Raw genomic sequence first — 11,834 nt, 5'->3', positions numbered from 1 at the left:
GTTTAATCTTGTGCGGATTGCTAATTTTCACGCTCGGTGAACAATCTGCCAGATTTTTCCCACTACGTAATGAAGCTGCCTCTGCGGTCTCAACTCCGCATCTTAATCGTGTTGTTCTTTTTCTTCATTGCTTGGTTTGTTCGGTATCTTGTGCCTGACGTATGATAAGTTAATGCTGAGCGGCTTGGATTATTCACATGGTTTAGCTTTTATCCGTGAACTCCGTGTTCAACAGGTTGCATCAGGAGTGGATGTTCATCGTTCTTTTTGGCTGTATCTAGGCTATCCTTTTTTTCGTTTAGTTACCCGGCCTTGATGCTGCTGGTGACAAATGCTGCAGAGATTAAACCTTCAGTAGCCCGTTTTGCTCAGCTTTCTGCCTGTTCACCAATCATCTACGCTTTATTGTATGGTGGGCGCATGCCAATATTCATTTTGCTCTTTCTTCTTTTAACCTGCTGTTTTATAAGAAAATTTCATGGAAAAACATTTTTTCCAAGAGAACACGCTTTATTCATGAAATTGGTTATCCTAAGTATTTGTTTTGCTGTTTACAGTAATCATGTCTTGGTTGAGCGTAGACAGAATTCCAATCAGCAGTCTTATAGTGATTTTGTGAACTTTGTTGTTGATCAAAGTTGGGGAGCAACGCCAAAGCAATGGATGACAACATTGGTTGATGATGATGTAGTCAGCAAAGATACTGCAATGACAGTTATGACGAATTCAATGTATCTCACACATGGTGTGGTCAGCTTAAGCAAAATAATAGACAATCATAAAAAATACACGCCGTATTGGGGAACTTATCAAGTTGGTATTTTATCACCTCTATTACGTGTTTTTTATGCTAATAACAACGTATTGTCTACCATGAAAGAGAATATGGTTGATACTAAAATCTATGGTTTTTATACCACGGCTTGGGGTGCATGGTTTTTGGATTTTGGATTTGTGGGGGCAGTGTTATTTATTGCTGCCTGGGGATATCTTAGTGGTACTGTTATGAAGCACGCCAGGGATCCGGCTCGATTGGGCTCACAGTTGATTTTAGCATATTGTTATACTTCGATAGCTGTAAGCATTTTTAATGGACCCTTCGGAATATCCAATAGTTTCCTTATTTTTGCTTCTCTCGTTGCTGTGGCAGTTATGTTAAGGGGATTTGGCAATAAGGTTGTCGCTCAAAGCGCAGCTTGATTGTTCCTAATTTCTTGGTTAATAGGATAAATGATAATGACCGATGTAATGTTTTTTTCCCACCACAACACTGGTCCTTGGTGGCAGCATCTGGCAGAGAGCTTAAATTTTACAAAGTCTGTTTGCCTCGTCAGTGACTTGCGTGGTGAAGGCGATATTTGTATCGTTGATGATTTTTATACCAATCTACGTGAAAAAGATTGTGCTCAAATTGCTATCCAGCATTTTTCCCAAGCATTGTGTGATGATATCATTCGTCGTTGCCGAGTTTTACGTAATCAACCAAAACCTCGAGCCTTAGCCATGATAGGCGCTATGTGGTTAACCTTTGACGAATTGATTAAAAAAGAAACCAAATTACTGATTACTTTTATTATTGACCGTTATGTTTTGGATGTTTTAAACCGAGTACTGCAATCTTACAATATACCATTTTTAGGTTTGACTGCATCGATTGTACCTGATCATGTTATGTTTATGATAAGAGGAAAATTGATTCGTTTGCGTGAACCTGAAACGCAAGAGATTGAGAAGGCGAGAAAGCAATTGCTCAATGAATCATTTACTCCATCCTATGTGAACAAGAGTAAAAAATATAGTCGTTTGCAGTATTGGCGTACTTTTTATATTTTAAATTGCGTGGTGTAGTGTTCGAATTGATTCGTCATTTAAAGCGCGATAAGTTAAATTTGCATTATCTTGAAGCATTAAACCGTTTAGAGCATAAGCCCCGCTGGCCTGATTATAAAGTACTTAGACTTTTAGATAATGCATGGGAAAAGAGACTAGCGGAGGTTGCCCCTCAGAAGCGAGTTTTCTTAGCATTGCAGTTACTTCCCGAGGCTTCTCTGGATTATTGGCTTGATGATCTTGCTTTGCTCAATAATGAACAAGTAGTCGAGGAAATTTGTAAAGTTCTCGGTAAAGCTGGCTACACTGTTTTTGTAAAAGATCATCCTTTACAGTTTGGTTTTAGAAAACGAGAAATGATGCAGAAATTGGCAAATTTACCTTATGTTGTTCTCGTTCCCTATGCTGCCCCAGCAACTCATTTAATTAAAGAATGTCCGATAACAGTTACTTTTACCGGGACTATTGGTTTTCAAAGTGCACTTGCTGGTGCTTGCTCAATCGTTAGTGGTGCTTATTATTCCGACGAGCAGCATTTTGTGCATTTTCACAATTTACGTGATATCGCTTTATTACCAGAAAAAATTGCTGCTTTTCAAAAAGACAAACCACAACGAATTAACGACACAGCGGTAGATAGCTTATTAAATAAACTTTTATCAGCGAGTGTGCCTGGAGATCTTTTCAGTTTTCGACGCTTTGATAAGAGTCAACCTCAACATGTAGAAAGGGCTGCAACGTTGGTTGAGTCGTTGAATAAATATTTGCCACAATTTTTAGTTGCAAAAAAAGAAGTGAAATAAAGGAATCTTGTTCTGTATAATCCTGTTAACGAATGTTACCAGTCTCTTGGTTATCTTAGGCAAGTTGAATCCCTTTCCGAGCTAATCTCCGTTGGAGTAAATAGGCGATCACTAGCATGATGCACCCAAGTGCTAACGTACAAGCACCCATAAGCAGGTAGTAATTTTGATAAATGGGTAAGCTGTCTAGTGCGGAGCTTTGATTTTCTGGAATTGCTACGAAACCCGCTATGCGTCCAGAAATGGTATTTGATAAGGAGGCTGCCAGATACCAAACTCCCATGGCGAAGGCCAATCCCTGACTGTCACAATAAAGCCCTATCATACTTAATCCAATGGCTGATACCCATAGTTCAGCCAAAGTAATGAGTATGTAAGTAAGCCCTATATAATTACCATTAACGTAGCCATTAACTGCATTGTTTGCAGCCAAAGTCATCACCAATAAAGCACAGCCAGCTAACAAGGTTCCGCCTGCGAATTGATACGGGATGGTGAAATTAGGGAAGAAACGGTAAAAACGTGGTAATTGAGTGCCTAAAGCAATGATGAGTAGTGGATTAAGCATTTGATATTGCGCTGGAGACACATGGAGATTTAAAAGTTTTAAATTCGAATTATTCTGAGCAAACAAGACGAGCGTGGTATTCATCTGATTATAAATAATAAAAAATACTATAGCTTCCACGATTAATAATAAGGCAACGAGTTGTTTAGTCCGAGTTTCCCCGGTGAGCGCTAAGGGTCTTAGGAGAAACCAAAAAATCCCTAAGCCGCAACCAATGGTCACAATCACACTGGCTATATAAACGTGTGAATAAGCAAAAAGAGTGAAAAAATAAATAATTATGAGATAAACAAATAAATAAGCTTTATTTGAGCGAGAAAAAGGAAGAGTGTCTTTGCCCCAAATGACATTGTCATAAAGGGAATAACGTTTAGCGAAATTTAAAGCAGCAATGGCCTTGCCAACAAAAACCAAAGTTAAGATTGACAAAGGACCATAACGATTTTCCATCATTGTGGGAGCAATGATTGTTGCCAACAGAGCACCAATATTGATTGCCATGTAATAATAAGTCATAGCCGATTTGGCCTTAATTGCATCATCAGAATAAATATGAGAAACCATACTTGATGAAGTACCTATTAAGAGAGAGTTTGTAGCTGGTATTAATGCATAGGCGGCGAGAAAGAGTAGGTCCCCATATTTGCTCAAGGTGTGACCACTTAACATGACAAGTAAATAAGCGGAGGCTAAAAAATACTGCCCAGCAGGATGGCACGGCGAATTCCTAATACTTTATCCGCCATAAAACCACCCAGAATAGGCATGAGATAGCCTGTAGCTTGGCTGATCCCTATGAAGGCATAAGCTTTTTCTTGAGTGTAGCCTAGACCATGTGTAAGAAGGGGGCGAGTTAGAAAAAGAATTAAAACAGTATTGAGTGCATAAGATGAAAACTGGCTCCAGAAGGTAATTAAAACGATATTATTGGTTTGCTGTTGCCGGGTATCCCAGTGAGTGAAATAATTCTTTATTGTTTGATAAATCACATGAGCTCCTTAACAGCGGTCTATGAATGGTATCTAATAGATAAAATTCCTTTAAATTTCTATTTTTTAGCCAGTACCACATCGATAATATGAGTGTCATGATAGGGAAAAGTAAATATTTGTCCAAAAAGACGTTTCAACCGTTCTAATAAAAAATTTTTGGGCAACATTCTCATGGAGATACTATTTAAAAACCAGGTGCCCTCGATGCCAAAATGCGCTAGTTCGTCAATATTTTGCAAGGTAATGGGTATTAGTAAACGTTGATGATGAATTACTTTGAATTGATGTTGTGCAAATACATGAAGTAACTCATCCAAACCTGAAGCGACTGTAGTGTTTTTTACCATTGCTTTATAATAATGACCAACAACGCTGCTCAATAAAGAACCTTTGGTAATGAAGTTGGCCAAATGTTGTTGAGCGACTGGGAATGATTCATAAGTTGTTGTAATCAGAGAAAAATGACCATTAGCACGGGTCAACAAATCAGCTTCATTAAATAGCGTATGAATTGGGATATAAGCGTTGATGAAATGAGCTAATGTTAAATCCTGGCTGTGGTGCGGGAGGTAATGGCTAGCCTCGGTTGCACTACCTTCTATCGTGGTTAAGGGCAAGGCCCTACGGGCACGAGCTAACATTTCTGTTGAAATATCTATACCAGTAAAATCCGCTTCTGGCATAAGAGGTCTTAATTTTTCTAAAAAAGCACCATTCCCAACACCAAAATCTAGAACTTTGTAATGTGGTCTTAAACCCAGATGTTCTTGCTTGATCTGTGCTATTGCCACTTTGTGGCTGTCGCTAATAGAGCCAAATCGATCTGCGGTTGCATAATTCCCCGCAATCTCGTTATACATGGCCTTCAAGGACATGTAATTTTCCAGTTCATAAACATTCAGACAGTATATCGCCAATTACGTGTAGGGAATACTCTTTAAAGGATTAAATTGCTGTTCTTACTCGGATGAAGATTGGAATTAGTGTAGGGATAACTGATAGTTTTTTGTTCATTATCAATTGGAAGAAATAATTTAAATATGTCTCTCTTGTTCTTGTTTTTCCTTTTTTTTGAAAAAAATTGTTCGATTTTGCTTAATTTGCCGTATAATCTACGCTTTTATTTCGTCACACACTTAATTTAAAAACAAATCTAGATAATAGGATTATCTCATTGATAAGATGGAGAGGAGATGGCTTGGCTTAGCTTATATTTAGTTATTTTAATGGTATCCTTCCTCTTAACATGGTTGCTCCGTCGCTATGCTTTGGCAACGAGTTTAATTGATATTCCTAATCACCGCAGTTCTCATCAGGTTCCAACACCACGAGGCGGTGGTCTTTCTTTTGTCCTTTGTTTTTTAGCATCAATACTTTTCTTGTTCTATCTAAAATTTATCTCATCTTCTATGTTAGCTGCTCTACTGCTGGCTGGTGGAGGTATCGCTGTTCTCGGTTTTTTGGATGATCGGGGCCACATTCCAGCTAAATGGCGTTTGCTAGGCCATTTTATCGCGACAAGTTTTGCTTTATATCTGTTAGGTGGTATGCCGGCTATCTCTCTTTTTAATTGGACTTTAACTCCTGGTTTGATAAGTAATATTTTGGCTGTTTTTTATTTGGTTTGGCTGTTGAATTTATATAATTTTATGGATGGTATTGACGGTTTAGCCGCAGGAGAAGCAATTACGGTATGTTTTGGCGGCGTTTTATTATACTGTTTTCAAGCCGATTTAATGGCGATGTTTTTACCTCTTTGCCTAGCTTTTGCGGTAGCCGGGTTTTTGATTTGGAATTTCCCACCGGCACGTATTTTTATGGGGGATGCAGGAAGTGGCTTCTTAGGGTTTGTGCTCGGGTTGTTATCTATTCAAGCTGCCATGGTTAATGCCGATTTTTTTGGAGTTGGCTAATATTTTTGGGTGTTTTTATTGTTGATGCTACGGTAACATTGTTGCACCGTGGATTGAATGGAGAAAAAATTGTCGGAAGCACATCGCAGCCATGCTTATCAGCATGCTTCTCGCCGTTATAGGAGACATTTGCCTGTCACAGTGGGTATTTTGATGATTAATTTGCTGTGGTTGTTGCCTTGGGCTTTGCTGGTAGGAGCAGGTTATCTCAATGGTAGTTTAGGATTGCTCATTGCTTATTCGCCTTTGGTAGTCTTGGCTCTAAAATTTAATGCTGGAAAAAGAGAATAAATTTTCTTTTATTTATACAAAAAATTTTTAAAAATCAAATTCCTTAATATTTTGTTAAGAATGATTGTGTAAAATTACAATCGAACGCATAATTGTTCATTTTTTGTTCGAATTGTAGTCATCTAGAGCACCATGGAAGCGTTCTATGGAATAGATGATGACTACTACCTAGAAGGGAGATTTGTCATGTTAATTTTGACTCGGCGTATTGGTGAAACGTTAATTATCGGTGATGACGTAAATATCACTGTCTTAGGGGTGAAAGGAAACCAGGTGCGCTTAGGCATTAATGCACCGAAAGACGTTTCTGTGCACCGCGAAGAAATTTACCTGCGTATACAACAAGAGAAAGAAACAACTGACACTGAAGAAGCGGTATAACCCAGATTTCAGCGCAGTCATCCTGCCCCGAATCGTTTAATGAGTAAACAAAGCGGGGCAAACTCCCAATCCCACCTTATTATTAATTTTTATTGGTATAAAGTATCTGAGGCTCAGCTCCTTCCTATTGGAATTGGTTGCTCTATTTATGTAATGAAGTATCACCCGCTGATAAATAATGTAGCGTACCTTCTTCGTCTTTTAAAGCAAGTTGGCCTAATTCATTAACACCACAAGCCCGTCCTGCGACTACTCCATTAGGTTGCGTAACGGCGATCTGTTTGCCGAATAGATAATCAACGCTTTGCCATTGAGCACTAAAAGCAGCGAAACCATTTTGTAAGAATTGTTCTAAATGACGGTCTAGCTGATAAATTAAATTCGCTAAAATTATATTGCGGTCAAAATGATGGCCTGTAATTTCGTATAAAGAACACCAGGGTCTACCGATCAGAATTTCATACTGGGTTGCAGTATTAACGTTAATACCAATACCGATAATCACTTGCGCGCAGCCATTTGTTTCGGCAATCACTTCGATTAGGATGCCGCATAGTTTTTATCTCCCCATAATACATCGTTAGGCCATTTTAATAGAAGCTCTTGCTCAATATCACTATCGTGTAAACTTGCCAGAATGGCTAGACCGACTACCAAACTTAAACCTGATAGATGTGATAGACAACAATGAAACTCCCAGCGACTGGAGAAATAGATGTTTTCCCCAAAGGGTGAAATCCAATGACGGCCAAAGCGCCCACGCCCATTGGTTTGTGTTTCAGCGCAACAAATCGCTAAGGAAGGCCTGGGAGGTAATTCTTTTAAAAATCGATTGGTAGAATCGATGGTGGCAAATAAATGAAAATCGAGGGGTTTAGTAAAGGATTTGTTAGATAAATAATGGCGAATTAATTGCTCATCAAGTGCATACATGGGCGTGGGTAATTGATAGCCTTGCTGGGGTAATCGGTTGATAACAAGACCTAATTCTGCTAATTGTCGAACATGTTTCCACACTGCTGTGCGAGATACACCCAATTGTTCACCAAGACTATTGCCACTATGGCATTGGCCATCGGCTAACTGATGCAGCAGTTGTAGTTGTATAGAGCTGAATTGTTTCATGGAAAAGAGAGTGTTTAGCCATTTTTTATTTACTAATGAGTATAACAGATTCGCTTCATTGCGCTCGAATTGGGGAAAAACGTTGGCCTGTGAGGTCGCTGAAAGCTATCGGTTAAAATCAGTTATTCCATATTAGGGTTTTACCTTAGTTACCCTGTTTTTTGAGTCAAAAATGCAACACCCAGGCAACTAAAGGTGCTTATTCCTATTAGTCTAATGGAGCCCGCCCAGTAAGGGCGGAGATTATTTATCAAATTACCCGCGTCGCTTTATGGCGAGTGCCAGAAAAATATAGGTCCAACCATCGACAATCATCTCAACAGCAATAAATAAACCAATAACCCATAAGCCACTGATTGGCCAATGCGCTAAGATCATCACGCCAAGTGCGATGGCAATGAGCCCTGCTAGTAATAACCATCCCCATCCTGCTGATCCTTTGAGCATGAGTGCCATAAAGAAACGACTAATGCCAATAATGATGAGTACAGAGGCTAACATGGCTGTAATTAAGGTAGAGGCTAGGATAGGATCGTAAATGATCAGGCATCCACCAATTAGATAAAGGACGGCAATTAGGGCATGCCAAGCCACACCTTTCCAATGTTTACATTTAAACACATCAATAATCTGGGAGACGCCTGCAACAATTAATAATGCTCCCAAGAAGATCATACTAGCCAGAGTTAGGCCTACAACCATTCCAAGACCAAGACACCCTAGAATAACAAACAAGATCCCTAAGGCTAGTAACCATCCCCAACTGCGGCTTAAACTATTTGTCACCGTTCCCAGATCTGCTTTTTTAGTTGCCATAAAAATATCCTTATTTAAATTCCTTTGGCAATTAAACTATAGACGAAATTATCTGATTTTTATATTTATACGTCAGTATATACCCTATCTTTAAGCCAATATATTAGAAAGTGAGGAATCCGCAACGACTCTGAGGCTCAATATTTAAATATGTTATTATGTGCAACATTTGGTCTGATATGGGATAGTAAATGGCAATAAAAAGTTTTTGGGTGCGCGTGTGGGCATTACCAGACGAACACGAATCTTATGTTCCTTATGTATTGACCTTGATGTTTTTATGGGCGCCAGTTGTTTATCTTGTTAGTAGTTTATGGGCAGTATTGAGGAATGAAAAAGAAGAGCCTCGGCAGCAGCTTGCAGAAACTAATAGACCTCTTTTCAAGCTCGCTGCAGAGGATGAGTTGCTAGGAGACGCGGAGCATAGAGCCGGAGTGTTTGCGCAAGTTTCCCCTATGGTAGAGTTTGGAATGACGTCTAACGTATACAATCATGACAGTCTGCAGCGTAGAGACTCCTCCTCAAATGAAGTAGAAGAGTGCGAGTTAATGGTCGAACAGTTTCAACAAGAGCCTTATTCTCAAGATGAGATGGCTAATACACCATTGACTGCATTTTTGGCGGCTAGAGTTTTTAATTCGATGAGCAAGTACTTAGAGTCCTATCAACAGGACGTGCTTGATCTCCTGCGTAAATTATGTGAATTAGCCAAAACCTCTAAAACTGCGCAGGAGTTGTTAACTACTGCAAATAATCAAAATATGGAGTTAAGTCCCGAAATGATTGAGATGGGCATGCCATCAAATACTCCATTGATGTTGTTAATAAAGGCAGGTGATAGCGAAGCGGTTAAATTATTACTTCCGTTTTATTCAGCAGAAGATTTAATGAAAGCGACGCCCCGAGGTAATAGTTTGCTCCATATTGCAGCAATCACTGGTCAAGCAGACGTGCTTATGCTACTAAAAAATAGAGCGTTAGAGCTTGGTGTTTGGTCCCAATTAAAAGAGTATGAAAATAAAAAAGGGTGTACAGCCTTTGATATATTAGACGGTTTCCGTTTACTCTCAAGACAGTGTTTATTTAAAGACCTTTTAGATTATGCCGATGATTTTTTAGGTGGGGAAGAAATTAACAAGGCTGCGGTTTCGGATCAGGGGAAAAGGCGTGTATATGAAGTTCGCAGTAAGGAACTGTTGCTGTTTGTTGAAGACGTTGAACTTGCGAATAAAGAGGAGTTAACAGCATCTTGCTCCGCTTCAATTTCGTGCTCTTAATTATTCTTGTTCGACTAGCCGCGTTTTTCGTAAGTCAATAAAATGGCTAAACTCGAGTGTATTGCTTGTCATTAAATTTGCAGACCTGCGGCAAGGCTTTTATTGATATCTTGTGGGTATTCAGCAATAGCCTGGATGGCAAGTTTGATGCCATTTATAGATGTTTCCAGGGACATACTGGGTTTTCCTAGATTACCGGGAAGTGCAGCGGTACTTGGCAGCATTGGTAAATGAATCCATCCTGCTTTTACGGGTAACTGATATAAGGCTATTTCATGTAGGATGCCATAATATAAGTGATTACATACAAATGTGGCGGCGGTATCAGAAATGTCAGCAGGAATGCCATTTTTGCGCAATACTTCCACCATGGCTTTAAGGGGGAGGTTACTTTGATATGCAACAGGCCCATCATCTATTGTGGGTTTATTATCATAGCTAACTCCATCATTATCGACTAGTTGGTAGCGTGAGGAGTCAATTAAGCGATGCGCAAATCGCTCACAGGTTATCATAGCGCGCCCCACGTATTCTCCCATCATAAGCACATAGTCAACTTTTTCTTCTAGCATTATTTTTTCACATGTGTAATTGATTTAAAGAACGTGTTAGGCACAATAGTTGAAATCACTTTAATTGCTGAAATAATTTCGCCATTTAAAGCGGTGGCTACTTGTTCTGCGGGATTGATAGGCGTTGTTCCATACGGTTCAAAACCAGTTAATAATAATTTAGGCATTAAGCATTTCTGAAACTATGAATGTCATTTAAATTTAGCACAGTATGGAATGATGAAGAGATGCTTCCAAAATCACGCTTGTTGCGAAACCAACCTATTTTGAAAATTTACATTTTGAAAAATGACACGAAAATATAGATGGTTTTAATATTGAACAGTTAGCATTAAAAATTGTAGGATCTTTGATAATTTGATAATGAATCTTGTTGATCTGTGGATTGTAACATATGGCTGCACTACAAGCTAAGTGGGGCATAAAAGAAACCATTTGCCATTCTATTTCATGCAAGGTATCGCTGATAAGTTCATCGCTTGAGGGAGTAATCGGTACATCAAATTGTTGAGTTGGGTAAGCGAGCCCTAAGCCGCTCGCTTTAATAAACGCTTCTTTTTGCGCCCAGATATGGAAAAAATTAAGGGTTTAAGGAAATTTGGGAGTTTAGAAAATAATTGTAATTCTTTGGATGAAAAGGCGTGTTTGGCCATACCATCATAAGGTCTGGGTGAAAAAACTCCAAATCAATGCCTATGGGAAATTGTCGCCCTATTGCCAGTAGGGCTAAATCACGTGAGTGGCTTAAGTTAAACTCCAATTGCAAGGAATTTTCAACCTGAGGTTTACCGTGTTTACCATAAATAAAAGTTAGTTGGCTCGCATCCTGTTTCAGGTAACGGGATAAAATGAGACGTAACATGGCTCGTGCAACAGTAAACCGACGTTGATGGTGTGGGAAATAATAACGTTTGGCACGAGCCTGTTCGGTACTGTCGAGCAAGGAATCTGCTTGTGCTGGGGGGTGTATTAAGGGAAATTCCCAGATATCGATCCGATTATCCTGTAAACAATAATCATCGGAAGGTATAGTTTCAAAAGGCAACATGGGAAGCATTCCCTAACAAAGAGTGACTAATAGAATGTTATCAACGGTGGCGTCAAAAAGCAGTTGCGGTTATCATAGCGCATGAAAATAAAATTCGCCAACGAGTAACTGAATGAGTCGACAATTTTTTAGATTTTTGAGCAACCTATCGAAGAGTTAAATCAGAAAATTCAAGCACTGCGGATGGTTGGTAGTGACAATGAAGTCAATTTGAGCGA

11 protein-coding genes and 4 pseudogenes are annotated in these 11,834 nt (G+C 39.2%); 8 read left to right on the top strand and 7 right to left on the bottom strand.

The genetic code is table 11. The features are described 5' to 3' along the window. Positions 1 to 312 precede the first annotated feature (312 nt). Genes BN58_RS15250 through BN58_RS15240 form a run of 3 tightly spaced genes read left to right on the top strand, consistent with a single transcriptional unit; the run spans position 313 to position 2,633 of the window. On the top strand, positions 313 to 1,200 hold the full coding sequence (locus BN58_RS15250) for a hypothetical protein (protein ID WP_156812558.1): 888 nt from the start codon (positions 313 to 315) through the stop codon (positions 1,198 to 1,200). A gap of 36 nt (positions 1,201 to 1,236) precedes the next feature. Then, positions 1,237 to 1,848 (top strand): hypothetical protein, encoded by a 612-nt coding sequence (locus BN58_RS15245; protein WP_019217557.1) that lies wholly within the window; start codon positions 1,237 to 1,239, stop codon positions 1,846 to 1,848. Further along, positions 1,848 to 2,633 carry a hypothetical protein gene (locus BN58_RS15240; protein WP_019217556.1) on the top strand — a complete coding sequence of 262 codons (786 nt, stop codon included), beginning with the start codon at positions 1,848 to 1,850 and terminating at the stop codon, positions 2,631 to 2,633. Before BN58_RS15245 ends, BN58_RS15240 begins: the two co-directional genes overlap by 1 nt. A 55-nt stretch (positions 2,634 to 2,688) precedes the next feature. Here BN58_RS15240 and BN58_RS26055 read toward each other — a convergent pair. Both BN58_RS26055 and BN58_RS15230 read right to left on the bottom strand, forming a co-directional pair. Then, positions 2,689 to 4,190, bottom strand: a pseudogene (locus tag BN58_RS26055) (peptide MFS transporter). A gap of 59 nt (positions 4,191 to 4,249) precedes the next feature. Next, positions 4,250 to 5,068, bottom strand: coding sequence for a methyltransferase domain-containing protein (locus BN58_RS15230; RefSeq protein ID WP_019217555.1), 819 nt, complete (start codon positions 5,066 to 5,068; stop codon positions 4,250 to 4,252). A gap of 318 nt (positions 5,069 to 5,386) precedes the next feature. Here BN58_RS15230 and BN58_RS26050 point away from each other — a divergent pair, with 318 nt between their 5' ends. The 3 genes from BN58_RS26050 to csrA all read left to right on the top strand — a co-directional run bounded on the left by BN58_RS26050 (position 5,387) and on the right by csrA (position 6,778). Next, entirely contained in the window at positions 5,387 to 6,106 is a 720-nt protein-coding gene (locus BN58_RS26050) for an MraY family glycosyltransferase (protein ID WP_198009923.1), read from the top strand. A 69-nt stretch (positions 6,107 to 6,175) separates the two neighbouring features. Continuing rightward, the gene (locus BN58_RS31920; protein WP_198009922.1) at positions 6,176 to 6,397 is read left to right on the top strand and encodes a glycosyl transferase; all 222 of its coding nucleotides are present in this window, start codon (positions 6,176 to 6,178) and stop codon (positions 6,395 to 6,397) included. 186 nt (positions 6,398 to 6,583) lie between these two features. Further along, positions 6,584 to 6,778 (top strand): carbon storage regulator CsrA, encoded by a 195-nt coding sequence (gene csrA / locus BN58_RS15220; protein WP_019217553.1) that lies wholly within the window; start codon positions 6,584 to 6,586, stop codon positions 6,776 to 6,778. 142 nt (positions 6,779 to 6,920) lie between these two features. On the opposite strand, the pseudogene BN58_RS37165 reads toward csrA, so the two are convergent. Together BN58_RS37165 and BN58_RS15210 are read right to left on the bottom strand one after the other, a co-directional pair. Beyond that, positions 6,921 to 7,903: pseudogene (locus tag BN58_RS37165) on the bottom strand (biotin--[acetyl-CoA-carboxylase] ligase). A 255-nt stretch (positions 7,904 to 8,158) separates the two neighbouring features. Next, the gene (locus tag BN58_RS15210) at positions 8,159 to 8,719 is read right to left on the bottom strand and encodes an HdeD family acid-resistance protein (protein ID WP_019217552.1); all 561 of its coding nucleotides are present in this window, start codon (positions 8,717 to 8,719) and stop codon (positions 8,159 to 8,161) included. A gap of 191 nt (positions 8,720 to 8,910) precedes the next feature. On the opposite strand from BN58_RS15210, the gene BN58_RS15205 reads away from it, so the two are divergent. Then, entirely contained in the window at positions 8,911 to 9,996 is a 1,086-nt protein-coding gene (locus BN58_RS15205; RefSeq protein ID WP_019217551.1) for an ankyrin repeat domain-containing protein, read from the top strand. 71 nt (positions 9,997 to 10,067) lie between these two features. Here BN58_RS15205 and pcp read toward each other — a convergent pair. From pcp to BN58_RS34785, 3 genes and pseudogenes are all read right to left on the bottom strand, one after another. After that, positions 10,068 to 10,735, bottom strand: a pseudogene (gene pcp / locus BN58_RS26040) (pyroglutamyl-peptidase I). 94 nt (positions 10,736 to 10,829) lie between these two features. Next, entirely contained in the window at positions 10,830 to 11,114 is a 285-nt protein-coding gene (locus BN58_RS34790; RefSeq protein WP_232220687.1) for a hypothetical protein, read from the bottom strand. Positions 11,115 to 11,148: 34 nt separating this feature from the next. Further along, complete coding sequence (locus tag BN58_RS34785) at positions 11,149 to 11,616, bottom strand: 4'-phosphopantetheinyl transferase family protein (RefSeq protein ID WP_232220683.1); 468 nt, start codon at positions 11,614 to 11,616, stop codon at positions 11,149 to 11,151. Positions 11,617 to 11,728: 112 nt separating this feature from the next. On the opposite strand from BN58_RS34785, the pseudogene BN58_RS37945 reads away from it, so the two are divergent. After that, positions 11,729 to 11,834 (top strand): annotated as a pseudogene (locus BN58_RS37945) (acetyl-CoA carboxylase carboxyl transferase subunit alpha); the annotation flags it as partial.

This window comes from Legionella tunisiensis, assembly GCF_000308315.1.
GTDB lineage: Bacteria > Pseudomonadota > Gammaproteobacteria > Legionellales > Legionellaceae > Tatlockia > Tatlockia tunisiensis.
This window is presented reverse-complemented; position numbering and strand designations above follow the sequence as displayed.

What these genes read in the sequence shown, in the direction of transcription:
- BN58_RS15230 (WP_019217555.1), bottom strand. Translation starts at nt 5,068, where the DNA reads ATGTCCTTGAAGGCCATGTATAACGAGATTGCGGGGAATTATGCAACC.
- csrA (WP_019217553.1), top strand. Translation starts at nt 6,584, where the DNA reads ATGTTAATTTTGACTCGGCGTATTGGTGAAACGTTAATTATCGGTGAT.
- BN58_RS34785 (WP_232220683.1), bottom strand. Translation starts at nt 11,616, where the DNA reads ATGTTGCCTTTTGAAACTATACCTTCCGATGATTATTGTTTACAGGAT.
- BN58_RS15205 (WP_019217551.1), top strand. Translation starts at nt 8,911, where the DNA reads ATGGCAATAAAAAGTTTTTGGGTGCGCGTGTGGGCATTACCAGACGAA.
- BN58_RS15245 (WP_019217557.1), top strand. Translation starts at nt 1,237, where the DNA reads ATGACCGATGTAATGTTTTTTTCCCACCACAACACTGGTCCTTGGTGG.
- BN58_RS26050 (WP_198009923.1), top strand. Translation starts at nt 5,387, where the DNA reads ATGGCTTGGCTTAGCTTATATTTAGTTATTTTAATGGTATCCTTCCTC.
- BN58_RS15210 (WP_019217552.1), bottom strand. Translation starts at nt 8,719, where the DNA reads ATGGCAACTAAAAAAGCAGATCTGGGAACGGTGACAAATAGTTTAAGC.